The following is a 22,915-nucleotide window of genomic DNA, read 5'->3' as shown; positions in this document are numbered from 1 at the left end:
CCTTTGTCGGGCTGGATGGAATTGCCCGAGGCTCTCAAGCAGCTCTGTCTTGGCAGCGTTGGGCGAGCCAGGTCTCCGGCGATTTCGGCGGCGGTACGGCCACCGCCCCGCCATCGAGACAAACAAGGCCATTCTTTTCGCTCTTGGCATCTCAATGGCCATGCCGTTGGAAGCGGCGGTTTTCTCCTTGCGCCATAGCAAAAGGGCCGGCTATCAGCCGGCCCTTTCAACCCTCACGTGTGATGGGGTGCTATTCGACGATCAGCGCGTTGTCCTCGGGCGCCGAAAGATAGGCTTCCTCGTCATACTCGGGAGCGGCTTCCAGCTCCTCCGCAGTGAGCGGCGTGCGCAAGAGCAGGCCGCCATTCTCATCGCGGACGAAGGTCAGGTTATCGAAGGCCACGGCAACCGGCTTGGTGCCGATGCCCAGAAAACCACCAAAGTCGATGATGACCGCATCTACAGTGCCATCTTCCGAAAGCAGGATGTCACCAATCGAGCCGATTTCCTCGTCACCCGCACCGTAAACTGCCGTACCCGTCAGCTCGTCAGCCGAAATATCTGCGGTTGCGACCGCCTCCATGCTGTCGAAATCACTGGCAGCAGCAGCGTCGGCTTCAGCCGGTGCTTCCTCGCTGGCCATGGCATCTTCTGCAGGAGCGGGTTCTTCACTCGCCATGGCATCATCAGCAGGCGCCGTTTCCTCGCTCGCCATCGCATCGTCAGCCGGGGCTATTTCCTCGCTGGCCATAGCGTCCTCGGCCGGAGCAACCTCTTCAGTCACAGCGGCGTCGTCGGCCGGTGCTTCCTCAAGCGCCATCGCGTCCGCAGCCGGGTCGGCGGGTGCCATTGCGTCGCCAGCAGGAGCGGGAGCCATTGCATCGCCAGCCCCAGCGTCCATTTCGGCGGCTGTCTCGGCCTCGCTGGCCAGCCATTCCTGACGATCGAACTCGGCAGCATTTTCCAGCTGTTCACGAGTCATGTTGGCGATCAGGCGATTGTTGCCATCCATATCCTGGGCAAGTTCAAGATCGGCCCAGTTGATGGCGACGCTCTTCTGGCCGATGCCAAGGAACCCGCCCACACCGACGACGACGGCGCCGATTTCGCCATTCTGATCAAGCACGAAGTCGTTCACGTCGCCGATAGCTTCGGCATCGTCACCTGTAGAATTGTAGATGGTTTCACCGATGATTTCGGTGGCCAGCCAGCCATCGGCATTGATGCCGGTGTCAGCAGCGCTAACAAGAGGCTCCTGCGGAGTTTCGGGTTCTGCGGGCGCCTCCATCGCGGGGTCCGCAGGGGCCATGGCCGGGTCGGCCGGGGCCATTTCCTGAGCGTAGGCGCCGCCGGTAACAACCAGAGCGAGCGCGGTCGAGGCAAGAAGCTTGCGATACATTAGTTTTCTCCTGAAATCGCTTGTTTCAAGTTCTCGGGCTGGGACCGCGGGGCTCAACTCATGCTCCGATCGGTGTTCCAGCCGTCATGGGATTTGAACGTCGCCTCCCCCGCTTGGTTCCCCAATGGAACAAGAATCCATAACGATTCCGGGCTTGGGAACACAATTGGACGCCCGCTCGTTTCTTTTGAATCACCCATATTCGCACCGGGCCCGATTGTGTCGCTAATGCCTTGATCTGGGCATGTTTGCGCCATTGGCCCAGCACAATGACCAGCGATAACCAAGGCTAACGTCCACCCTCTCGGATTTGTGACTTATGAGTTTCCCAAGCCTTGCCCGCACCTCTGACCGCCCGAGGTCATCGGCCCCGATCAAGGGCTACAACCGACGAGGGTTTATCATCGGTTGGTTCGCGATCATCGTCTTGGCCGTGGTCGGCTACATGCTCGCCTCGAGCCAGCTCTCGCCATCGAGCGCGCATCTGCGCCTCGCCAACGTCGCGGGAACCGTCCATACGGTGCTCAGTCCGGGCTAAATTGCCAGTCCGGCGGCTTTGCCCGATGCCCAGGCCCATTGGAAGTTATAGCCTCCGAGCCATCCGGTGACGTCTACAGCCTCACCGATAAAGTAGAGACCGGGTACGGCTTTGACCTGCATGTCTTTTGAGCTCAGAGCGGCGGTATCGATGCCGCCGAGCGTGACTTCGGCCGTGCGATAGCCTTCCGTACCAACCGGTTTGACACGCCAGCCCGATACGGCGGAGATAATCGCATCCATGCCCTTGCGCCCAAGATCGGCGAGATTGCCCGCAATGCCGGTTTCAGCAATCACAAGCTCGGCCAAGCGGCGGGGCAGCAATTCGGCAAGTGCGTTCAGCACTGATTGCTTGCCGTTGCGCGTGCGCACATCGGCCAACCACTGGCCGATATCGGTTTGCGGCGCGAGATCGACGCTCACCGGATTCCCCTCCCGCCAATAGGACGAGATCTGCAGGATCGACGGCCCGCTCAGTCCACGATGGGTAAACAGCAGGCCCTCACGGAACACCGTCTTGCCGTAGCTGACCTGTGCATCCACCGACACACCGGCCAGCCCTCGCAGGCGATCGAGCATGCCCGGCTCGAAAGTAAGCGGCACAAGGCCAGGGCGCGGCGTAACGATTGGAACGTTGAACTGGGTGGCAACCTGATAGGCAAAACCGGTGGCGCCCATCTTGGGAATGGATTTACCGCCCGTGGCAATGACCAGTGCTGGGGAGGTGACCGGACCGTCCGGCAACCGCAGGATGTAGCCGTTGTCCGTTCGCTCGATCGCTTCCGCGCCGACACCGAGTTCCAGTGTCACCCCGCCGGCCTTCATTTCATCGAGCAGCATGTCGATGATCTGCTGGGCCGATCCGTCACAGAAGAGCTGGCCAAGCGTTTTTTCGTGATAGGCGATGCAGTAGCGTTCGACCAGCCCGATGAAATCGGCCGGGCGGTAGCGCTTCAAAGCCGAGATGGCGAATTTGGGGTTTTGCGAAAGGAACGACTGCGGCGTCGTGTGGATGTTGGTGAAATTGCACCGCCCACCGCCCGAAATGCGTATCTTTTTGCCCGGCGCCTCGGCGTGATCGACAATCAGGACCGACCGTCCGCGTTGCCCGGCCGTTGCGGCGCACATCATGCCCGCGGCCCCCGCTCCGATCACAACGACGTCGAATGAACGCATGATACCCTGCTACAAAGAAACACCCGCCCGGTTGGTACCGGACGGGCGGGTTCGGCGCAAACGCTGAACGCGATCAGGCAACGATAAGCGTGTTGCCTGTCGAAACGCGTGAATAGAGATCCATGATATCCTGGTTCATCAGGCGTACGCAGCCCGAGGAGACGTTGGTCCCGATGGTCCAGGGCTCCGGGGTGCCGTGAATGCGATAAAGGGTGTCGCGGCCATTCTGGAAAATGTAGAGGGCACGCGCGCCAAGCGGGTTGTCGAGGCCGCCTGGCTGACCGTTGCGCCACTCCTCGAGTTCGGGCTGGCGCTCGATCATCGCGGCGGGCGGCGTCCAGGTCGGCCACCGGCGCTTGAACTCGATCGTCCCGCGGCCCGACCAGCCGAACCCTTCCCGGCCCAAACCGACGCCATAACGCATCGCCTGCCCGTCTTCCTGCACCAGATAGAGGTAATAATTGGCCGTATCGACGTAAATCGTACCCGGGCGTTCACCCGTGGGGTCTGGAACGACCCGGCGGTAATAGGCAGAATCGACAAAGCGCAGATCGACTGCCGGCACGTAGAACTCGCCATCCTGCACGCCGCGATACACATTGGCGTAAAACGGGTCGAATTGCGGAGTAGCGGGCAGCTCTGGCGCGGGCGTGCTCATGCTCGAACAACCGGCGAGAGTCAGGGCCGAAAGACTGGCAGCTCCGGCTAGGAATCGGCGACGGGGGAGTGGAGTGGTCAATGAGGTCATCTTGTCTGCTTTTTGTTGTCCGGGTGGCTTGCACGGCGCGATGTGAAATATGGCAGGCGCGACATTGTTCCGCCCTCCTCGACGCAGCAGGGCTCGGTGTTGCCTTTCGGCACCACGCCCCTTTGCATCCGGATGGTCCCCCGCGGATCACCGCACATCCTTGAAAAGCGGTCAATTGGCCCGGAACCCGGCATATTCTGTGCGCGTGAGTTCCGGCGCTCACCTAGCAGGATATTGGTTTACAATCGGGAAAGGATAAATGTGATCGCAGATTTGTGAGAGGCACAGTCAGCCTTCGATCTCCTCGCGAAGCATTTCCAGCTCCAGCCACCGATCTTCCATCTCGGCCAGTTTTTGCTGCGCGATGGCGAGATCGGCGGTGACCTTGTCGAAGGTGCTCGGGTCACGATTGTAAAGGCCGGGATCGTCAAGCGTGGTCTGGAGCGAGGCCATTTTGGCACGCACGCCGTCCATTTCTTTTGGCAGCGTCTCGAGGGCGTGCTTGTCCTTGAATGACAGTTTGCGCTTTTGTTGCGGCGGCGGCGCGGCGGGAGCCGGCTTGTTCTTGGGGCTGGCCGGCGTTTTTTCGACCCGGCGGGCCGAAACCCCTGCCCCGCGCTGGACAACCATATCCGCGTAGCCGCCGGCGTATTCGTTCCAGCTCCCGTCGCCTTCAGCGACGATGATCGAAGTCGCGACCTTGTCCAGAAAGTCTCGGTCGTGGCTGACGACGATGACGGTGCCTTGATAGTCGGCAATCATTTCCTCGAGCAGGTCGAGGGTTTCGAGATCGAGATCGTTGGTCGGCTCGTCCAGCACCAGAACGTTCGATGGGAGCGCCAAAGCCCGCGCCAAAGTAACCCTGTTGCGCTCCCCGCCCGAGAGTTTGCCCACCACTGTTCGGGCCTGCTCGGGGATGAACAGGAATTCCTTCATATAGCCGATCACGTGCTTGGGCTGGCCATTGATGGTGAGCGTATCACTGCCGCCGCCGGTCAGCACATCCTTGAGCGTGGCGTCGGGATCGAGCGAAGCGCGGCGCTGGTCGAGCACCGCCAGTTCGAGTCGCGTTCCGAGCCGCACGGTGCCGCTGTCGGGTTCGAGTTCGCCCGTCAACATACGGATCAACGTGGTCTTGCCCGCGCCATTGGGGCCGACGATGCCGACCCGGCTGCCGCGCATGACGCGCGTCGAAAAATCGTCGACAACCACGCGCTCGCCAAACGCCTTGCGGATATTCTCGGCTTCGACGACCATTGCACCCGAACTGCGGCCCTCGGCCACCGTCATTTTTACCGTGCCCTGCGGGCCCCGATAATCCTTGACCTGCTGGCGCAATCCCCCCAGCAGGTCCATACGCCGCACATTACGCTTGCGGCGCGCGGTAACGCCGTAGCGCACCCAGTGCTCTTCGGCGGCTATCTTGCGCGCCAGCTTGTGCTGTTCCTTTTCTTCCTGCTCGAGGAAATCGTCGCGCCAGGCCTCAAATGCTCCAAAGCCCTGATCGATGCGGCGGGTCTGGCCCCTGTCGATCCACACCGTGCTGCGCGTCAGATCGGACAGAAATCGGCGATCGTGGCTAATGAGGACGAGGGCGGACCGCAGCGATTTGAGCTCATCTTCGAGCCATTCGATGACCGGCAGGTCCAGATGGTTCGTCGGCTCGTCCAAAAGCAGGATGTCGGGTTCAGGCGCCAATACGCGAGCCAGCGCCGCGCGGCGCGCCTCCCCGCCTGAAAGCGAGGCGGGGTTCTCCTTGCCCGTCAGCCCCAGCTGTTCAAGCAGGTACTGCGCCCTGTAATTGTCGTCAGCTCCTTCCAAACCACCTTCGACATAGGCAAGTGTGGTTTCAAAGCCTGATAAATCAGGTTCCTGAGGGAGATAGCGCACGGTGGCACCGGGCTGGAAAAACCGCTCGCCGCCGTCTGGTTCGATGGTGCCAGCGGCAATCTTGAGCAGGGTCGACTTGCCCGATCCATTGCGGCCGACCAACGCAATCTTTTCCCCGGGCGCAACCGAGAGGTCGGCCCCTTCCAGCAGGGGCGTCGACCCCATGACGAGGCGGATCGATTGCAGGGCGAGAAGTGGCGCGGCCATAAAAAAACTCAGGTTATTTCGGGGAAGTCCGTCGTGGGTGACAGATGGCCAATATCACTGGCCAATGCAAGCCCCGTCGTCAGGCCGATTGCGCAATCTCGCGCGCCTCGGCATTTATCCTGATCCGCGCCCAGACCGGAAGATGGTCCGATCCCTTGCGGGCCAGATCAGACATGTGAACACCCGAAGCGGCCACATCGATGTCCATCGTCGTGATGATGCGGTCGAAATTGAGCACAGGGCGTGACGAATGAAAGCTCGGACCCGGCGCGACCACCTGATGATTTTCGGCAAAATGGGCGAGGCACCCACCTTCCGTCGTCCACTGATTGAGATCACCCATGATGACCGTCGGCAGTGTCTCATCGAGAATATCGAGCTGGTTGAGCACCGATTGCGCCTGCCGGCGTCGCCAGAGATCAACAAGTCCCAGATGCAACCCGATGACACGCAATCGCTCTTTGCCGACCTGGAAATCGCCAAGCACCGCTCCGCGCGGCTCGAGCGCGGGCAAGGTCAGGGTTTTGGTGTCGAGCACCTCGATGCCCTGACGATAGAGGATTGTATTGCCGTGCCAGCCAAGGCTCTGCTCGCGCACCCCGAAACTGATGGCGAAATAGTCGGTCCGATCGGCAACCATTTCCGGCGAAAGCGACGCGGCGCGGCTTCCGAACCGCCTGTCGACTTCCTGAAGAGCAATGATATCGGCACCGATTTCGGAAATAATATCGAGAATGCGGCCCGGATCGCGCCGCCAGTCGGTGCCCACACTTTTGCGGATGTTGTAGGAAGCAACAGAAATCATTTTTCCATAATTGTCATACCGATGTGGCAGGTCAATGAAGCCGGCCGAACTTGGTTGCTAGAAAATGGTGTTTGCATGGGCTTCGACAAGATCGACGGCACGGGCCAGTTTTTCATCGATAATGGCAAGGTCGCGCGTCCAGTCGGCAATTCCCGTGAGTTCGCTCACCCCACCGGAAATGCCTCGCAGGACGACCAGCGGAACGCCAAATGACTGACAGGCCCGCAGCACAGCAAAGGATTCCATATCGACCATATCGGCATCGATCGCTTCGTAGCCCACTCCCGATACCACATTGGCCCCGGTCGAGAGTCGCGCCTGCGCGATGCCGGGGATCTACGGTTCGAGCGGCAAAACGGCCGGGAGGTCGAGAAAAGGGGTCACCCCACGCCCAAATCCCAGCGCCGTCGCATCCATGTCGCGATAAGAAACCGAGATGGCTTGGTAGACCCCTGTGTGCTCCAGCGTTGCCGAGCCGGCTGAACCCAGAGACACCACAAGATCGGGCAGGCCATCGCCGATTTTCGCATCCGCAAGAGCGCGCGTGACGGCAACAGCCGCCTCGACCGGACCGACGCCCGTCATCACGGGTTCGATCCGGGCTCGCAAATGCGGGCCAAATTCGGGATCGGCAGCCATGACATAAAGAATTGAAACCATGCTCGTGCCTATGCCGCCACCAGATTGCCCGCAAGCAAAATCGATCTGTCGTAAACAACAGCGTCGTCCAAATGCATGCCGTGCCCTGCAGAACGGACCGACCAATCCAAGCAAGGACTGAGCAAAAGTGTTATTCTGTTCCATGGACAGCATCGCCGTGGAGGATCGCCGGTGTTCGATCTGAGTTTTCTGCAGATTCTGACGCGCGCCATTGCAGCCATCATTGTCATGACTTTTATGGGTTTTTGCGCTACGGGTTTTGCGCGCGTTCTGGGTGACCGGGGCGTAGTCTATGACGGCAAGCTCACGCTCAATCCTTTCGTTCACTGCGATCTCTTCGGTCTGTTGGCCGGAATTGTCGGAAGGGTGTGTTGGGTGCGACCGATTGCCATTGATCCAGTCGAAAACAGGATGGGACGTGCCACCCCGGTCGTGGTGGCGCTGCTGACCTTTGCGGCGCTGTTTGTCTTCAGTCGCGTTGTATTGTTGTCGCTGCCGTTGGTGGCGGTCCACTGGCCGATCAGCAGTGCCGCGTTGGCCGACGCAACAATCAGGATGACGTCCAGCATGGCGGTCTGGACATTGGTCATTAACCTTGTTCCCGTTCCGCCATTGCTGGGGGGCTACCTGCTGCTTTCGCTCACCCCGCGCACTCATAAATGGCTCGCAAAGCGCCACCTCTATGTGTCCATCGCGCTGGCCGCTCTCATCGTCGCGACCCATCGTAGCCTTTCCGAAACGCCTTTCGGTGCATTGGTCAATTTTCTTGGGGGGCCATAAGTCATGCAAATGCAGCGGCTTTTCAGTTCGATAGACCGGCGTTTCGTGGAGGTTCCGACCGAAGATGAGGTCTTTGCGTTTTGCACGCTTACGCCTCGTGCACAGGGAGATCTTTGATGAACGATGGCTCCGCCGGCACGCCCGCGATTTTGGTTGAAAGCGTATCCAAGCGCTTTGGTCGTGTTCTGGCGCTTGATGATGTGTCTTTGTCGGTGCGGCAGGGCGAGACATTTGCCTTGCTTGGCCCCAATGGTGCGGGAAAGTCGAGCCTGATCGATATTTTGTGCACGATCAGCAGGCCCGATGGCGGACGGGCCGAGATAACCGGTATCGATGTCGTCAGGCACCCCTTGCAGGCCCGCAAGCGGTTGGGTGTTGTGTTCCAGGAGGCAACGCTGGATACGCGCCTTTCGGTTTATGAGAACCTTAATTTCCACGGCATGGTCTATCAGATGAACCGGGCTGACCGGCGCCGGCGCATCGATGAGATGCTTGCGCTGGTTGAACTTTCCGACTGGCGCGATGCGGTGGTGAGAACCCTCTCTTCGGGTATGCGGCGACGCCTCGAGATCGCACGCGGCCTGATGCACGAGCCCAGAATATTGTTTCTCGATGAGCCCACCATCGGTCTCGACACACAGTCGCGTGCCAAGATCTGGTCCTATCTCGAACAGCTGCGGGCCAGCCAGAATCTCTCCATCATCGTGACAACCCACTATATCGAGGAGGTCGATACCTGCGATACGATCTGCATCATCGATCATGGCAGGATTTTGGTGACCGGCACGCCGGAAACGCTCAAGGCAGCGCATGGCACGAGCCTGTTTCGCGTGACGCCCCGCACGCCTGACGCCCATGCAGCTCTTGTCGCGCGATATCCCGGCACCGTGGAAGGGGCCGAAGGTCAGTTGCTGATCAGGGCAGAAGACGCCGGCAGCGCCGATGCTCTGCTGGCCGAATTCGGAACCCGATTGCGCCAGGTCTCGGTCGATCAGCCGAGCCTTGAAAGCGTGTTCCTGTCACTCACCGGTCGCGACCTGCGCGAGGCGCCGCCTGCCGTCGGCAAGACGCGGGGGCACCCATGAGCCAGCCCCCGCCCAAAGACATGGCCATTCAACCGGGCGAAGACCCGGGCCCATGGCTGGTTGCGGCAACCCGGATCGGGTTTCTCGCCATGCTGATCGTTCTGTGGTGGATCGCGTCGGTCAATGTGGCGCGCAACATCATCCCCTCGCCCTGGGCAACGCTGCAGGCGGCAGGCGGGCTGCTGCAGGAGGGGCGCCTGCAGACCGCTTTTGTCGATTCCCTGTCGGTCTATCTTTCGGGCTATGGCCTTGCGATCCTGTGTGCCATCCCGCTCGGGGTCGCCATGGGCGCGTTCAACCTGCTTGGCCGGACGCTCGAGATCTATGTCTATGCGCTTTCGGCCACCCCCCGCGTCGCGTTCATTCCCCTTATCATCGTACTGCTCGGACTGGGCTCGGAAGCCAAGGTGTTCATCGTCTTTCTTGGCGCCGTAATGCCCATTCTGATCAACACCTATGCCGGCGTGCGCCAGTCCGATCCCGAGCTTGTCGAAATGGCCCGCTCGGTCGGCGCTGGGCGACTTCGGATCTTTACCCGTATCGTGCTACCCGGCGCCGTGCCTTATGTCATTGTCGGCCTGCGCCTTGGCGCTACGATCGGTCTCATCAATACCGTGGTCGCCGAGCTTTATACCGCCGTGCGTGGTCTGGGCGGGCTTCTGGCCATCTATGGCAACACGTTCAGGATGGCGGAGTACTTCGTCATCGTCCTTTCGCTCGCAGCCATCGGGGTCGTCGTGACCGAGGGGCTGCGTTTCGTCGAACTGCGCCTTGCCAGATGGCGGCGCTAAACATCCAAGGGAGAGAGTAAATGACCACCAAATCAATGATGCTGGCTCTGGCCGGATCGGTCGCGAGCCTGGCCCTGATGACCGGCGCCGGGCTGGCGCAATCGAGCGAGCCCTTCCGCCTGATCCTGACCCACCTCGAGCCGCCGCTTGTTCCCAATTCCGTAATGGATCTGGCCGCAGAGCTGGGCTATTTCGAAGCCGAAGGCGTCGATGTCGAACTCGTTCGCGTTCAGCAGACCCCCTCGGCCATCGCCGCGCTGCAATCGGGCGAGGGCGAAATGGCCAATATCGGTGTCGATGCGCTTTTGCAGGTGATCCACAATGGCGCTACCGATTTCCGCGCGGTGACCTCGCCCAACAAATCGTTGCCGTTCCTCATCGCCTCCAAGGACGATATCGCAACGCCTGCCGATCTTGCCGGCCGCAGCTTTGGTGTTGGACGGGTGGGAAGTCTCGACCACTCGCTTTCGACATTGGTGCTGTCGAGCCAGGGCGTTTCAATCGATGATTCCGAAATCGTCTCGCTCGGCCAGCCCGATATCCGCGCCCAGGCGCTCCTGGCCGGGCAGGTCGATGCCACGACCATGTCGATCGGCGTGTGGAGCGAACTGCCCGACACTCAGGGTCTGCATGTTCTGATCGATCAGGACGCCTATTATGAGGGCGCGCCTGTGATCAACAAGGTCAATGCCGTCACCGGCGAGGTTCTGACCGAGCGGCGCGAGGACGTTGAAGCTGTGATCCGGGCTCTGACCAGGCTCTCGCGCGACTTCGCAGAAAACCCCCAGATGTGGGTCGACGCGATGATGGAGGTTCGCCCCGACGTCAGCCCCGAAGTGCTCGAGATGCTTGCGCAGTCCTTTGTTGGCAGCTGGAGCGTCAATGGCGGCATGAGCGTTGAGGAACTGAGCTTTACCAGCGACTGGCTGTATGAGACCGAAGACTTCACCGATTTCGAGCCTCTGGCGCTCGAAGACTGGGTCGATTTCGGGCCTGTTGATGCCGTTCTGGCCGAATTGGGCACTGACGATACCATGGACCCCGCCGATCGATGAGCGTCGTCCATTTCCCGGGAGGTGACCGCGTGGCACCAAAGCCGCAGGCGTCAAAGACCCTGCTCACATTCGCAGATGTCCACAAACGCTTCGTCCAGCCGGACGGGTCGGTCAACACGGCGATCGATGGCGTTTCGCTCGACATCGCCGAACGCGAATTTGTTGCCCTGATCGGCCCCTCGGGATGCGGAAAGACCACAATCCTGCGGCTGGCCAACGGCCTGATCGTTCCCGATGCCGGATCGATCCGGATCGATGGTCGGCCGCCCGAACCTGGACCCGATATGGGCTTTGTCTTTCAGGCCTTCCGCCTGATCCCATGGGCCAATGCGCAGGCCAATATCGAATTCGCTTTGGAAAGCCTCGACCTCTCCAGGGCCGAGCGCGCCGAACGGGCCCGGCATTATCTCGATCTCGTCGGGTTGTCGCGCTCGGCCAAGGCCTATCCGGCCCAGCTTTCGGGCGGCATGAAGCAGCGCGTGGCCCTGGCGCGCGCGCTGGCGGGAGAACCGCGCGTGCTCCTGATGGACGAACCCTTCGCAAGCCTCGACGCGCAAACGCGCGAACTGATGCAGGGCGAATTGCTCTCCATCTGGCGGCGGCTCACCCCCACCGTCGTTTTTGTCACCCACAGCGTCGATGAGGCGCTCGTGCTGGCCGATACCATCGTGGTGATGGGCGCCGGAACGGTGCTCGAAACCATCAGGGTCGATCTGCCGCGACCACGGCTCACCGTCGAAATGCGCGCTGATCCGCGGTTCCTCGAACAGAGGTCCTATTTGTGGAACCGTATCCGCGACCTTGTGCTCACCGACCCCGCCTCTGAATTCTTCGGCCGTAATCTCAACGAATAGGAGCTCCCGATGACCGCCATGTGGGGACAATTGGTCGGCGTCTATGCCATCTGGCTGCGCGAGGTCAAACGCTCGCTGCGCGACAAGGGACAACTGATCGGCGGCGTCAGTCGGCCCCTGCTGTGGGTGCTGATCCTGGGCATCGGTCTCAACCCCTATTTCCGGGGCGAAGTGTATGGCGAAGTGCGGTTCGTGGTGCCCTACACCTATCTCCAGTTCATCTTCCCCGCCGTCATCGTCCTCAACATTCTTTACACCTCCATCCAGTCTGCGGTCTCGCTGATCTGGGACCGCGAGTTCGGGTTTTTGCGCGAGGTTCTGGTCTCACCCATGTCACGCAACATGATCCTTCTGGGCAAGGTCCTGGGCGGCGCCACGACCGCCGTCATCCATGGCTGCATGGTGCTGGTCGTCGCGCGCTTCGTCGGCGTCACCCTGACCTGGGAGACGATCTTTGCAGCTATCGGGCTGATGTTCGCCCTGGCGTTCGGGTTGACCGCCTTCGGCATCGTCATTGCCAATTACGTGCGTGGGTTCGAGAGCTTCGGGGTATTCTCCAATGCCGTGATCCTGCCGCTCTATTTCACCGCCAGTTCCGTCTTCCCGCTCGATCCGGCACTGACCCGCGCCCAGACGCTGGTGACCTACCCCGAATGGCTGGTCATCATCGTCGAGCACAACCCCCTGACCTATGCCGTCGATGCGATGCGCGGCATCCTGATCAAGTTCAATCAGTTCGATCCAGCTCTCGGTTTTCAGGTGGTTGGCATCATGGCCGTCGGCCTGTTCCTTCTGGCCATGTGGGAATTCCGGAAAGTCTGATGTCGGCTCCCGCTCACAAAAGGCCACGCAAGAGCCATTGGCTGTTCGACATGGCCCCTCTGGCGCTCTGCTTTGCGCTGCTGTTTGCCGTGAGCTTCTTGCCGCCCGACAGCGCGCGCTACGAGGTCGACAGGCTCGGTCGGCTCAATGTGTGCATGCCGCCCCTCTACCCGCCGCTTGTGACCGGCAAAGCGGACAGGCCCGGCTTTGAGGTCGAATTGCTCCAGGAAATCACCGAACGGCTTGGCTGGCGGCTCAACATCGTCTCCAACGCGTCGATGGGGCGCGATTTCAATCCACGCAGCTGGCGCATCACCCGTGCCCAGTGCCAGGTCCTGGCCGGAGGCATCGCGGTCAATTCGACGACGCGTTCGTTCCTCGACACCACCGACCCGCATCTCGTGACCGGATGGGCCCTGATCGCACCGCCCGGCACCACCATCGAGACCGTGCAAAGCCCGGTGGGCTTTCTGGCCGGCCTCACGGGTCTCGACCGGATCGGGCTGGGCCAGTATCTGCGCCAGCGCGCCATCACCGCGACCATCGTCAACGACGCCGCCACCCTGCGCGCCCGCCTGGAGGCCGGCGATTACGATGCGGCGATCACCGAAGCCCTGCTGGCCAGCACCACTTTTTCCAACACCAACCTCGCCATCACCGTCCTCGGTCCACCCCTCGAACGCATTCCGCTGGGCATGGGGTTCTGGAAAGGCGATCTGACGCTCAAGCGCGCTGTGCAATCCACGATCGCCAACATCCGCGCAGACGGAACATTGACCCGTCTGGCCGATCGCTACGATCTGGACGCAGACATTCTGTGTCCGTCCGATACCGGCTCATGCTGACAGCCCCCAGGCCCTGCCCCGTTTACGCCATTGCAAACGAGCAGTTGCTGCCGTTATCGGCCAGGCTGTGCCCGGTCGCCCGAGCCGAGATGGACGACCGTTTCGCCCGTGGCCGCAAAGGTCCGGGTAACCTCGCCGGCATCATAGATGAACAACATCTCAACCGGGGTCGTGCCCACATTGTGGAAGCAATGGTTCTGACCGGCAGGAACATAGACTACTTCCATGGGACCAACGGGGCGTCGCGCTCCATCGAACTCGGTTTCGGCATTTCCGCTCAGAATGACAATCTGCTCGTCGCAATTGTGGTGGTGCAGTGCCACGCTCTTTCCAACGGGAAGCGAGGTGGTTCCAGTGGTAACCTGAGCGCCGCATATGTCTGCATTGAAAAACAGCCGCGTAACGACGCCGTTCCCTCTGTCGAATTCATCTATCGTGGTCAGGGTCCTGACCATCGCCCGCTTTTGGGTCATCGTGCTTCTCCCAAGCCGTCGCAGCCGTGCTCAGGCGACCTTTTCGAAATCGAAGCTGCCCGCCGCGAGAAAGCGGGGGATCTCCGTCGCACGGATAGGCGGTGAAAAGAGGAAGCCCTGAACTTCATCGACCCCGGGCAGCTCTCTGAGCAAGGCAAGCTGCCTGGGCGTTTCCACGCCTTCGACGACCACCGACATGCCGAGTTCCGAACTCAAACTCGCCACGCCCGCCAGCAGGCGCCGGGAGCGGCTGCTCACCTCCACGTCCTGCAGGAAGGAGCGGTCGATCTTGACCTTGTCGAGCGGGAAGTGGTGCAGATAGCTCAAGCTGGCATAGCCCGTGCCGAAATCGTCAAGTGAGATGCGCACGCCAAGGTCGCGCAATTTTTCCAATATGGCCCCGATGGCTGCCGTATTTTCGAGCAGAAGCGATTCCGTAATCTCGACTTCCAGCCGATGGGCCGGCAGGCCCGAATGCTCAAGGGCGGAAATCACCGAAGCGATGACGTCCCCCCGCCGGAACTGAACCGGAGAAATGTTGACGGCAACATGCACGCTGCCCGGCCACGTCACGCACCGTCGGCAGGCCTCGTGCAATATGAAATCGCCCAACTCGATAATCAGGTTCGTTTCCTCAGCGACGGGGATGAACTCGGTGGGCGATATCAGCCCCCTTTGGGGATGCCGCCAACGCGCCAGCGCTTCACACACCGTGCTCTTGCCCGACCTGAGATTGACGATGGGCTGGAAGAACACCTCGAAATTTCCATTGTCGAGCGCCGTGCGGATATCGATCTCCAGCGCCCGGCGCGCCTGCACCCGGGCATCCATTTCGGGCTCGAAAAAGCGCCAGACACCGCGACCATCCGACTTGGCGGTGTAAAGCGCCAGATCGGCGCATTTAAGCATTTGCTCAAAACTCGTGCCGTCACGCGGCGCCATGGCGATGCCTATGCTCGCGCCAATTACAAACTGATGGTCCTGGACAGCAAATACATCGCTCAACGTCCTTACAATTCGCTGAGCGACAAGGCTTGCCTCGTCAGCAGACCCTTTCAGCTCGCGCAGGACAACGAACTCATCTCCACCGAGCCGAGCAATGATGTCGGACGATTTCATCACCTTGCGAAGCCGGTCGGCCACAAGGCACAATAGAGCGTCCCCGCACGGGTGGCCCAGCGTGTCGTTGACCACCTTGAACTGATCGAGATCGATAAAGAGCAGCGCACAAGGATTGCCACGGGCAATCAGCGCTTCGAACTGTTCCTGAAAATGCGATCGGTTGGGCAGGCCGGTCAGCGCATCGTAACGGGCCAGATGTTCGATCCTCGCCTCTGCCTTGCGCTTTTCGGTGATGTCTTCGATCAGCAGCACAAATCCGCCAGCCTTGATGGGCTGGAAGGTCAGCTGAAGAATTCTGTGCCCGGCGGCGTCGATTACGAGGGCCTCCGTCCCCTCGGCCTTCATCCATTTCCGAAATGCGGAAAATACCGTGTCGCACGCATGACGCGGCACACCGTTGGCCACAAGTGCCGTATCGAGCAGCGAGGCGATTTCCTGCCCCTTCCAGGTGGCTCTTGCATCGAGATTGAGCAGGCTCGTAAAGCGATCGTTGAAAACAACGAGCCGCTGGTCGGCGTCGAACATGCATAGCCCGTGCGGCATGTTGTTGACGGCAGTGTCGAAATGGGTGGCGAGCGCACGGAGATCGTGTGAGGCGACCACCGCATCGAAAAGCGTAAATCTCAGCCGCGTGGCGATGGTTCTCACGCTCAGGAAGAACGGCACGAGCACCAGCGCAAGAAACAGATAGGCCGCTTCAAGGTGAAGCAGAAGTCCCATGACCATGGGGATCGCCGCACAAGCCGTGGTGAAGGTAACCAGCTGGTCGGATGAATAATTGCGCCCGGTGATTCCGATCATATAGGCAAGGCAGACCGCAAAACTCACCAGATGGACGGCTGGATCGGACGAGAGCGCGAAAGCAAGAAAACACCAAAGGCTCAGCAGCACCGCGAAGGTGGACGAGCCTATGATGTAGCGCCTCTCCCAGCCACGCGCCTGTTCTACCGTTTGCGGACTTGCTGCGTTGCGCTCATAGGCATTCATGTCCATCCAGCGCAAGATGCCGGTCAGCGCAAGCGGAATGGCGCACATGGCAAGCCAGATGATCCCGCTTATCCAGCCCGTCACCAGCGAAGCGGCAATAGCGCTCGCAGTGCCGGAAAAAAGAGAACGCCGGTCCCTATAAAGAGCGCTCACCGAGGAAATATAAACCTCAGCGGGGAGGTCGGGCGCGTTTTCGGGAGAGACTGTACCCATGGTTGCTTCGCCATACCCCTGCAGAACCAATACGATATAAATTGAAAGCTTTTAAAATTTTCTCACGCTATCTCGGCAATTTTAAATATTCCCCTCTCCGCTTCCGGGATTCGACAATTTTACGCCGAGCAGGAACACGCGATCGGCCTGCATTTTTTCTTAAAACCCGCAAATCCTTTTTGCAGCATCCTGATGCTTAATGCACATCTATCGCGCGACTCATAGTTAATACTTGGTTAAAGCACAGTATTACTGTCTTCACAGACGAAGCAGATTCAGCAACGCCGCCCCGCTGACACCGCCCTGACATATTCCTTCAATTGACCTTAGTTAAAATTTTGTTAAAGTAGCTCCCTGTGTGGTTTAGGGGGCGTTCCATGAGTTCAGTATCATCAGTTGGGGCGATTTCGTTTTCCCAGCGTCTGATCGATTTTCTTGACAGGATTCAATATCGTCGTCTGGAAAGAGCTGAAGAACTCGAACATGCGTTCCGCCTGCGCTACGCGGCCTATGTTCGTGAAGGCATGATTCCGATCGGTTTCGAAAAGCGCCTGACCGACGATTACGATCACGCTGACAATGTCCATGTTTTCGGCGTCTACATGGACGGCGAGATGGCCAGCACCATCAGGGTGCATCATGCCAGCCCTGAAAATCCGCATTCCCCTACCGTGGACGCATTTCCTGAAACTCTGAGACCGGAAATCGACAAGGGTCACGTCATCGTCGATCCGACCCGCTTTGCCGTGCACCCCTCTGTCAGTGGTCAGCATCCTGAACTGCCCTATATCACGGCAAGACTGGGCTTTCTGGCTTCCGAGTATTACGGTGCCAATCTAGGCCTTGCCTCGGTGCGGGTAGAGCATCAGGCTTTCTACCGCCGCCTTTTCGGCATGCGCCCCCTGTGCCCGCCGCGCCAGTATCACGGGTTGAAAAAGCAGCTAAGCTTGATGGGCATCGATTATTGCGCCGTGCGAGAAAGCGTCATTGCGCGCTATCCCTTCATGAACGCAACCGAAGCGGAACTCGACTTTCTCTTCAGTCCAGACCGCGCCAAGGTCGACCCGATGGCCACCGCCATATTCGCAGGGCGAGTGGAGCCGGCGAACCTGCACTAGAGCGTTTTCAGGATAAGGGTACCACTTATCCGGTTCGGAAGCGCGACAAAACAATAATCTAGAAGGCAAAATCAGCCGTGGCGCCGGCCAAGGTCGGACGTCTGGCTGAGCACGGCAAATGCCGCGGCATCCTCGATGAACCGCCCGAGCAGCGCATTGAACTCACCCGGAGCATCAAGAAAGGCAGCGTGTCCCGCCGCATTGATAAGATGACATTGCCCATCCCAGAGATTGGCATAGTCAAGACCGGTGAGGTAATCGAGACGCGCAAACGGCTCCCGCTCGCCATTGACCACAGCCAGGGGAACCGGGCTGTGCTCGACGACCTTTTTTTGATCGGCTCCCGCTCCCATCATCAGGCCATACCCCAGGATCTTTCGCATGCGCCAGTCGGCGCGCGCTATCGCATCACGAAAGCGCTGCGGCGGCGACTCCCCGAAGCACAGGCGAGCGAGCCTGTCCATTTCCCGGGGCGTCAACCGCCCCTTCGTGGTCAACGTCAGGTCGAATTGCGGCTGGAAGCCGCGCAGCATGCCCAAAATGCCGCGGGATACCGGCGGCGTTCCCATAATCATGAGCCCCGCGATGCGAGGCTCGCGCTCCAGCAGTTCGATGCCGATATGCCCGCCAAGCGACCATCCAACGACAGCGACGTGGTCAATCGCGAGGGCGTCGAGCACTTCGGCAACCGTGTTGGCGAATCCGGGAATAGTATAGGCTGCCTTCGGCTCGATGGCGTCATCGGATGCACCGTGACCCGGCAGGTCGAGCGCGATGAGGCGATGGCGTTCTGCAAGCGGGCTTTCCAGCTGTCGCGCAAAAACGTCGCTGGAGCTCGAATTCCCATGCAGAAACAGCACCGGAAAGCCGTCCTTGCCGGTTTCAACCAGCGCGATACTTGCTTGCCTTGTCTGAATGCGACTGTACAACATCTCAGGTTCCACCCAGGATACCAGTTGACCCAATTTTAGCGGACCGCGCGTGTAGGCCGCGTTAACAACGCAATTGAGAACTCCCCGCAGGTTCGGACCCATATCCCGGCAAATCATCTTCAGAGGACACCAATGAGCGGATCGCAAACTCAAGCAAAAGAGCAGGCCTACATATTGGGTCATTCCGAACGCGAGTTGGTTCGGCTCGAGCGTCAGGCCGCCCTGTTTGCCGATCTCACCCGCGATATCCTCTTGCGGGCGGGGCTTGAGAAGGGCATGCGTGTGCTCGATGTAGGGTGCGGGGTTGGCGACGTTTCCCTGATCGCAGCCGACATCGTGGGAACCGATGGCGCAATTATCGGCCTCGACCCTTCGGAGGCGGCTCTCTCGGTGGCTCGTGCGCGGGCAGAGGCCAAGGGGCTCGATATCTCGTTTGTCCCCGGCACGCTCGAGGCCATGGAAATCCCCGCCGACATCGACGCAGTGATCGGACGCTTCCTTCTGCTCCACATGACCGATCCCGGCGCCACCCTGGCCGGGCTGGCGGAGCGGCTAAAGCCCGGCACGCTCGTCAGCTTCATCGAGTTCGATATTTCGACCTCTTATGCTCAGCCCGCCTTGCCCCTCCTGCATCGCTGCATCGAGCGCATCACCGAGGTCTATCGCCGGTCAGGCAGAACCGCCGATATGGGTGCTATGCTCTATCCCGCCTACCGGACCGCGGGTATGGCGCCCGAGATGATCGGGCTGACCCGGATCGGCAATGATCAGGACGTCGACGGCTTCGAGTTCATCGTCGAATCCACCAGAAGCCTGACGTCAGCGATGGAAACTTTGGGTATAGCCAGCGCTGCAGAGATCGAAATTGAAACACTGCACGAGCGACTGATTCACGAAGCCCAGGCCGGAACCGACCCGTGCATTTTCTATCCCCGACTCGTCGGCGCCTGGGCGCGGGTTTCCTAAAAGCGGGAAGCGCCGTAAAGGATGGTGAAGGTGCGAGGCGAAGCCTCGAACCCAAGGCCGAGACTGCGACCCGCGCCACGTTACGCGCACCCCATTGGAGCGCCAGAGAACCACATGGCCCGGCTTTTGCGCGTCATGCGGCGGACGGTGCGGCGTGTGTGATATTGAAAATGGTGGGCCCGGAGGGACTCGAACCCCCAACCAGACCGTTATGAGCGGTCGGCTCTTGGAAGGCTGCACACCATAAAGACCCGGTTTTCCTATGGTTTCAACCGGTCGAATGCAAGGCTGAATGTCGGATCATCTCGGTTTGTTCTGGGGGTTTCTGTCCCCATCCTGTCCCCCTAGAACAGATGTTCACGGTTCCATTGCAGCTTTGAACAGCTCGGGATTTTCGGTCGAGTGAAGATTCAGGTGGCCGATCATCATGTATCGTTTACCCGAGATATCGACCTCGAAAGTCCGCATCAGCCTCTCCGTTAGCCTGAAGAACAAGCTAAGATCCTCGACGGCGGCACCGTATTGCGTCCTGTCCATTCCCTTCCACATTGCGTGCAGATAGTTGTCACCGTGGGTATAAAAATCTTCTGCCAACTGCCGGCTCAAAGTCTCGTCCGTGACTTCCACAAAACAAGCGGCGATGCCATCCTCATCTCCTGGGATAAGGTCAATAGCTCTGGGGAAGAATTCGGGGTTGTGAACCTCGAGCCGCTTCATCTTGCGTTTGGCGTTAAATCCAGATCGTAAGTCTCGCTCAAGCGCGTGACCTGCGTCTGAATGGGCAGAGACCGAGAGGAGCATCAGCTCTTCGATGATCATCCTTCGATCAAGATAGCATTGTCTCATCTTGGCCAAGGTTAGGGGGGTCCGCCCTTTTCTAATCGCCTTTAGCCCTCTGTCCAGCGACAGCATATGGGCTTTAATCATCAGAAGGTGATCGAACGCCTGACGCTCTATGATGGGCCTCGCCTTCACTTTCCACTCCGCTTAGACGTGACCGCAGTGATCGCCGATCGCTGATGATCAGGGTGGTGATGGCCATACACTCTCTCCAGGACCTGGACGGACATCCCCAAGAACCCTGCAGCATCCCACAGATCCGCGCCATTCTGCATCATCCAGGTGGCTGCCGTGTGCCGTAGGACGTGAGGCGTCACATCCTTGCCCAGACCGGCTTTCGCTACAGCACCAGCAAAACCCTTGTTCACTTCGCCGACCGGCTTGGAATTCCATTCGACAACGAATTTTTTGGAGATCGTCTTTTCATCGCGGTCCTTAGCCCAGCGCCGCATATGAGCCAGCAACCTGGGTGGCAGACGCACAGGCGGCTGCCGCTTGGTAGTCTCGGCTTTCCCATGCGGCCGACGGTAAAAGACCCCCTGTTCCAGGTCGACATAACCGTTCGCGCTACCGAGTTTAAGGGCTGCCTGACAGATCGCCGATGCACGAGTGCCCGTATAAAGGCCGACCAAAATGAACCGCGCCAGATGTTTGCCGGTCCGCCGTCCCGTGGGCTTGCCGTTCCGCATCTCCCGCATCCGCCAGCACGTCCAGAGCAATTGAGCCGCCTCGGAACGGGTCAGCCAGCGGATTTTCGCTGGCGACCTGGGCGGCAAGGTCACCTCCACGATCTCTCTGCAGAGACCCTCTCTCCGGTGGAAATTGATTGCCGACCGCAGGTCCTCCAGCTCCCGCCTGACACCGGCTTCCGTCACCAGTCGCGGTGCATTGCCCGTCTTCTCGGGCTTCGCCGACTTCCACGGCTGTCCCACGCGCCATTTCGTATATGCACGACAGCTGCGCCCGGTGACGTCAGCAAGGGTCTTACCCTGCCACCACTCTGCCAACTGCAGCACACTAGCCGTGGTCTTCTCGGGCCGAGCGTGATCAGGCGCTTTCTCTTGCAGATAGAGATTCAATACATCGGTGACCAAGATATCCGCTGCCGGGCGCTGCCGGACGGTTTCCGGTTCGTATTTGTCGTCGATGTATTCTGCTAGCGCTTTTTCAGCGCCCGCGCGGTCTTCCGGAGCGCAGCCAGTGACGACCGACTTGCTGCTGTCTCTAATGACCCAGACCGATCGCTTCCGGACCTTGCCGTCTTTTCCGTATTCCGCGGGTTTGAGCCAGAGGCGTGCGCCTTTTGATGGTCTTGGCATCTGTATCTCCACGCCCGAAATTCACGCAATGTCACAAGGATACGGCTGCCAAACCTTTCGCTGACAAGGTCACCCGATCGGATTGCTTCCCGAATTCTGTATTCACTTACGTACTCCCCGGCCTCTGGCAACTGCAGAAGTTTCGCAATCGTTAATGGCCGGTCCGGATGTATCTCATCCTGAAAAGGGGTAACGACCGCCCTAGGACGGTTCCGTAGTTTCGGATGTAGATCGGGATCGCACGCATAATAGACCAATGCCGCGGCCATCGGAACGGGCTGATTAAAGGGCGAAGTGGGTTTGGCAAGCGACATCATGATTCGAGCGTCGCCCGAATTTAGATTCAGGGCAACCCAATTTTAAGTCCTTGATATAGATTTTAAATCGGCGCTGGTGGATTTTAAGTCGCAGGCAATACCATGCACCTTGTTCTCTCTATGTTCCGGATTTAAAATCCGGACTCATGAAGCGTCCGAAATCGGTCCTCATCGTCGACTATCCGTGGGTCGTGGTCCGTGTGCAGTGCAATCTGTGCAGGCGAAACGGCCAATATCGGCTTGCTCGGCTGGCAGAGAAATTCGGTGCAGAAACCTCGCTGGCGCACATGCTCGACCTGCTGGCCGCTGATTGTCCCTGGACTGCAGATCGGTTCAAAGCGCAAAAATATCGAAAGGGCTGTGGCATTCACCTCCCAGACATCGAACGTGATCCTACGCCCCCTGACCTGCCGCCTGCCTTGGGCGGGCTGCAGATCATCGAGGGCGGGAAGAAAAGAGCCGCAGGCTAGTTCATTGCCCGCTTCAAAAGATGCTCGCGGCCCCGCTTGTTCAGGCCGGAAACTATTCTCGGCTGTTCTTTTGTCGCCATGCGGTTTTGGACGAACCGTAGCTGGCGATCATCCGTGCCGTAAACGAACCGGACGGCAAACTCGACGACCTGTCGGTTCGCCTCCGTGACCAGTTCGGCAGTAGGTATCGAAGATATACGATCAACCGTTTCCACATCTTTGGCTGCGAGGAACAGCTTTCGAGGCCCTATCGGTAGCGCCAGATGCCCGTTCTCTGCCATTAGTCCATTCGTTCGAATAATTGGACGATCGGACGTCAACAGCTCATGCTCCGCACCGGTAGTGTCAATGACTGCCCAAGTGAGGGCGTTCATTTTCTCACCCACACCTTTCCCATCGATCAGTTTTATGAGGGCCCTCATGGCAGAAATTTCCATTTCTTCCTGCTGTCAACGGCGGGGTAAAAGTCGGCCATTGGGCGGCGCAAAACCAGGCCACTTGATG

Annotated in this window: 22 protein-coding genes and 1 pseudogene; 11 read left to right on the top strand and 12 right to left on the bottom strand. The window is 59.6% G+C overall.

Features of this window, described 5'->3' with window-relative positions; translation table 11 throughout:
* Positions 1-250 precede the first annotated feature (250 nt).
* Positions 251-1,399, bottom strand: coding sequence for a PRC-barrel domain-containing protein (locus tag OF122_RS07415; protein ID WP_264227135.1), 1,149 nt, complete (start codon positions 1,397-1,399; stop codon positions 251-253).
* Positions 1,400-1,718: 319 nt separating this feature from the next.
* On the opposite strand from OF122_RS07415, the gene OF122_RS07410 reads away from it, so the two are divergent.
* The gene (locus tag OF122_RS07410; RefSeq protein ID WP_264227134.1) at positions 1,719-1,937 is read left to right on the top strand and encodes a hypothetical protein; all 219 of its coding nucleotides are present in this window, start codon (positions 1,719-1,721) and stop codon (positions 1,935-1,937) included.
* Here the strand turns inward: OF122_RS07410 and OF122_RS07405 are convergent.
* The 5 genes and pseudogenes from OF122_RS07405 to OF122_RS07385 all read right to left on the bottom strand — a co-directional run bounded on the left by OF122_RS07405 (position 1,934) and on the right by OF122_RS07385 (position 7,422).
* Complete coding sequence (locus tag OF122_RS07405; RefSeq protein WP_264227133.1) at positions 1,934-3,112, bottom strand: BaiN/RdsA family NAD(P)/FAD-dependent oxidoreductase; 1,179 nt, start codon at positions 3,110-3,112, stop codon at positions 1,934-1,936. The two genes, OF122_RS07410 and OF122_RS07405, sit on opposite strands and share 4 nt — an antisense overlap.
* A 73-nt stretch (positions 3,113-3,185) precedes the next feature.
* On the bottom strand, positions 3,186-3,770 hold the full coding sequence (locus OF122_RS07400; protein ID WP_264227132.1) for a L,D-transpeptidase: 585 nt from the start codon (positions 3,768-3,770) through the stop codon (positions 3,186-3,188).
* Positions 3,771-4,148: 378 nt separating this feature from the next.
* On the bottom strand, positions 4,149-5,957 hold the full coding sequence (locus OF122_RS07395) for an ABC-F family ATP-binding cassette domain-containing protein (RefSeq protein WP_264227131.1): 1,809 nt from the start codon (positions 5,955-5,957) through the stop codon (positions 4,149-4,151).
* A gap of 79 nt (positions 5,958-6,036) precedes the next feature.
* Positions 6,037-6,762: an endonuclease/exonuclease/phosphatase family protein gene (locus OF122_RS07390; protein ID WP_264227130.1), complete on the bottom strand. Its 726-nt coding sequence runs from the start codon at positions 6,760-6,762 to the stop codon at positions 6,037-6,039.
* A gap of 57 nt (positions 6,763-6,819) precedes the next feature.
* Positions 6,820-7,422 (bottom strand): annotated as a pseudogene (locus tag OF122_RS07385) (5'-methylthioadenosine/S-adenosylhomocysteine nucleosidase).
* 171 nt (positions 7,423-7,593) lie between these two features.
* On the opposite strand from OF122_RS07385, the gene OF122_RS07380 reads away from it, so the two are divergent.
* The 7 genes from OF122_RS07380 (at position 7,594) to OF122_RS07350 (ending at position 13,654) form a co-directional block, all read left to right on the top strand.
* Positions 7,594-8,202, top strand: a complete 609-nt coding sequence (locus tag OF122_RS07380) for a zinc metalloprotease (RefSeq protein ID WP_264227129.1) — start codon at positions 7,594-7,596, stop codon at positions 8,200-8,202.
* A gap of 116 nt (positions 8,203-8,318) precedes the next feature.
* Positions 8,319-9,287 (top strand): ABC transporter ATP-binding protein, encoded by a 969-nt coding sequence (locus OF122_RS07375; RefSeq protein ID WP_264227128.1) that lies wholly within the window; start codon positions 8,319-8,321, stop codon positions 9,285-9,287.
* On the top strand, positions 9,284-10,078 hold the full coding sequence (locus OF122_RS07370; RefSeq protein WP_264226712.1) for an ABC transporter permease: 795 nt from the start codon (positions 9,284-9,286) through the stop codon (positions 10,076-10,078). The genes OF122_RS07375 and OF122_RS07370 overlap by 4 nt, the downstream gene beginning before the upstream one ends.
* A gap of 20 nt (positions 10,079-10,098) precedes the next feature.
* On the top strand, positions 10,099-11,133 hold the full coding sequence (locus OF122_RS07365; RefSeq protein WP_264226713.1) for an ABC transporter substrate-binding protein: 1,035 nt from the start codon (positions 10,099-10,101) through the stop codon (positions 11,131-11,133).
* A 29-nt stretch (positions 11,134-11,162) separates the two neighbouring features.
* Positions 11,163-11,987 (top strand): ABC transporter ATP-binding protein, encoded by an 825-nt coding sequence (locus OF122_RS07360; RefSeq protein ID WP_264226714.1) that lies wholly within the window; start codon positions 11,163-11,165, stop codon positions 11,985-11,987.
* Positions 11,988-11,996: 9 nt separating this feature from the next.
* Complete coding sequence (locus OF122_RS07355) at positions 11,997-12,809, top strand: ABC transporter permease (protein WP_264226716.1); 813 nt, start codon at positions 11,997-11,999, stop codon at positions 12,807-12,809.
* Positions 12,809-13,654: a substrate-binding periplasmic protein gene (locus tag OF122_RS07350; RefSeq protein ID WP_264227127.1), complete on the top strand. Its 846-nt coding sequence runs from the start codon at positions 12,809-12,811 to the stop codon at positions 13,652-13,654. Before OF122_RS07355 ends, OF122_RS07350 begins: the two co-directional genes overlap by 1 nt.
* Before the next feature lie 53 nt (positions 13,655-13,707).
* Here OF122_RS07350 and OF122_RS07345 read toward each other — a convergent pair whose 3' ends face one another.
* Both OF122_RS07345 and OF122_RS07340 read right to left on the bottom strand, forming a co-directional pair.
* The gene (locus OF122_RS07345; RefSeq protein ID WP_264227126.1) at positions 13,708-14,127 is read right to left on the bottom strand and encodes a cupin domain-containing protein; all 420 of its coding nucleotides are present in this window, start codon (positions 14,125-14,127) and stop codon (positions 13,708-13,710) included.
* Positions 14,128-14,157: 30 nt separating this feature from the next.
* Positions 14,158-16,449 (bottom strand): putative bifunctional diguanylate cyclase/phosphodiesterase, encoded by a 2,292-nt coding sequence (locus OF122_RS07340; protein ID WP_264227125.1) that lies wholly within the window; start codon positions 16,447-16,449, stop codon positions 14,158-14,160.
* 377 nt (positions 16,450-16,826) lie between these two features.
* Between OF122_RS07340 and OF122_RS07335 the strand changes: the two genes are divergently transcribed.
* Positions 16,827-17,567 (top strand): N-acyl amino acid synthase FeeM domain-containing protein, encoded by a 741-nt coding sequence (locus tag OF122_RS07335; RefSeq protein ID WP_264227124.1) that lies wholly within the window; start codon positions 16,827-16,829, stop codon positions 17,565-17,567.
* Between the two features lie 71 nt (positions 17,568-17,638).
* Here the strand turns inward: OF122_RS07335 and OF122_RS07330 are convergent, their stop codons facing one another.
* Positions 17,639-18,499: an alpha/beta fold hydrolase gene (locus tag OF122_RS07330; RefSeq protein WP_264227123.1), complete on the bottom strand. Its 861-nt coding sequence runs from the start codon at positions 18,497-18,499 to the stop codon at positions 17,639-17,641.
* 132 nt (positions 18,500-18,631) lie between these two features.
* Here OF122_RS07330 and OF122_RS07325 point away from each other — a divergent pair, with 132 nt between their 5' ends.
* Positions 18,632-19,465 (top strand): class I SAM-dependent methyltransferase, encoded by an 834-nt coding sequence (locus OF122_RS07325; RefSeq protein ID WP_264227122.1) that lies wholly within the window; start codon positions 18,632-18,634, stop codon positions 19,463-19,465.
* 357 nt (positions 19,466-19,822) lie between these two features.
* Here OF122_RS07325 and OF122_RS07320 read toward each other — a convergent pair whose 3' ends face one another.
* Together OF122_RS07320 and OF122_RS07315 are read right to left on the bottom strand one after the other, a co-directional pair.
* Positions 19,823-20,440, bottom strand: a complete 618-nt coding sequence (locus OF122_RS07320; RefSeq protein ID WP_264227121.1) for a hypothetical protein — start codon at positions 20,438-20,440, stop codon at positions 19,823-19,825.
* Positions 20,437-21,624 carry a tyrosine-type recombinase/integrase gene (locus OF122_RS07315; protein ID WP_264227120.1) on the bottom strand — a complete coding sequence of 396 codons (1,188 nt, stop codon included), beginning with the start codon at positions 21,622-21,624 and terminating at the stop codon, positions 20,437-20,439. Before OF122_RS07315 ends, OF122_RS07320 begins: the two co-directional genes overlap by 4 nt.
* 463 nt (positions 21,625-22,087) lie before the next feature.
* Between OF122_RS07315 and OF122_RS07310 the strand changes: the two genes are divergently transcribed.
* Positions 22,088-22,411 (top strand): hypothetical protein, encoded by a 324-nt coding sequence (locus OF122_RS07310; RefSeq protein ID WP_264227119.1) that lies wholly within the window; start codon positions 22,088-22,090, stop codon positions 22,409-22,411.
* Here OF122_RS07310 and OF122_RS07305 read toward each other — a convergent pair.
* The gene (locus OF122_RS07305; RefSeq protein WP_264227118.1) at positions 22,408-22,848 is read right to left on the bottom strand and encodes a DUF4238 domain-containing protein; all 441 of its coding nucleotides are present in this window, start codon (positions 22,846-22,848) and stop codon (positions 22,408-22,410) included. The two genes, OF122_RS07310 and OF122_RS07305, sit on opposite strands and share 4 nt — an antisense overlap.
* Positions 22,849-22,915 lie beyond the last annotated feature (67 nt).

This window comes from Pelagibacterium flavum (genome assembly GCF_025854335.1).
Classification (GTDB): Bacteria; Pseudomonadota; Alphaproteobacteria; order Rhizobiales; family Devosiaceae; genus Pelagibacterium; species Pelagibacterium flavum.
This window is presented reverse-complemented; position numbering and strand designations above follow the sequence as displayed.

Bases quoted from the DNA above. Each gene is read 5' to 3' on its own strand.
- OF122_RS07330 (WP_264227123.1), bottom strand. From the start codon at position 18,499: ATGTTGTACAGTCGCATTCAGACAAGGCAAGCAAGTATCGCGCTGGTT.
- OF122_RS07305 (WP_264227118.1), bottom strand. From the start codon at position 22,848: ATGGAAATTTCTGCCATGAGGGCCCTCATAAAACTGATCGATGGGAAA.
- OF122_RS07355 (WP_264226716.1), top strand. From the start codon at position 11,997: ATGACCGCCATGTGGGGACAATTGGTCGGCGTCTATGCCATCTGGCTG.
- OF122_RS07400 (WP_264227132.1), bottom strand. From the start codon at position 3,770: ATGAGCACGCCCGCGCCAGAGCTGCCCGCTACTCCGCAATTCGACCCG.
- OF122_RS07365 (WP_264226713.1), top strand. From the start codon at position 10,099: ATGACCACCAAATCAATGATGCTGGCTCTGGCCGGATCGGTCGCGAGC.
- OF122_RS07350 (WP_264227127.1), top strand. From the start codon at position 12,809: ATGTCGGCTCCCGCTCACAAAAGGCCACGCAAGAGCCATTGGCTGTTC.
- OF122_RS07345 (WP_264227126.1), bottom strand. From the start codon at position 14,127: ATGACCCAAAAGCGGGCGATGGTCAGGACCCTGACCACGATAGATGAA.
- OF122_RS07410 (WP_264227134.1), top strand. From the start codon at position 1,719: ATGAGTTTCCCAAGCCTTGCCCGCACCTCTGACCGCCCGAGGTCATCG.
- OF122_RS07335 (WP_264227124.1), top strand. From the start codon at position 16,827: ATGAGTTCAGTATCATCAGTTGGGGCGATTTCGTTTTCCCAGCGTCTG.
- OF122_RS07310 (WP_264227119.1), top strand. From the start codon at position 22,088: ATGAAGCGTCCGAAATCGGTCCTCATCGTCGACTATCCGTGGGTCGTG.
- OF122_RS07315 (WP_264227120.1), bottom strand. From the start codon at position 21,624: ATGCCAAGACCATCAAAAGGCGCACGCCTCTGGCTCAAACCCGCGGAA.
- OF122_RS07375 (WP_264227128.1), top strand. From the start codon at position 8,319: ATGAACGATGGCTCCGCCGGCACGCCCGCGATTTTGGTTGAAAGCGTA.
- OF122_RS07395 (WP_264227131.1), bottom strand. From the start codon at position 5,957: ATGGCCGCGCCACTTCTCGCCCTGCAATCGATCCGCCTCGTCATGGGG.
- OF122_RS07340 (WP_264227125.1), bottom strand. From the start codon at position 16,449: ATGGGTACAGTCTCTCCCGAAAACGCGCCCGACCTCCCCGCTGAGGTT.
- OF122_RS07325 (WP_264227122.1), top strand. From the start codon at position 18,632: ATGAGCGGATCGCAAACTCAAGCAAAAGAGCAGGCCTACATATTGGGT.
- OF122_RS07405 (WP_264227133.1), bottom strand. From the start codon at position 3,112: ATGCGTTCATTCGACGTCGTTGTGATCGGAGCGGGGGCCGCGGGCATG.
- OF122_RS07390 (WP_264227130.1), bottom strand. From the start codon at position 6,762: ATGATTTCTGTTGCTTCCTACAACATCCGCAAAAGTGTGGGCACCGAC.
- OF122_RS07370 (WP_264226712.1), top strand. From the start codon at position 9,284: ATGAGCCAGCCCCCGCCCAAAGACATGGCCATTCAACCGGGCGAAGAC.
- OF122_RS07415 (WP_264227135.1), bottom strand. From the start codon at position 1,399: ATGTATCGCAAGCTTCTTGCCTCGACCGCGCTCGCTCTGGTTGTTACC.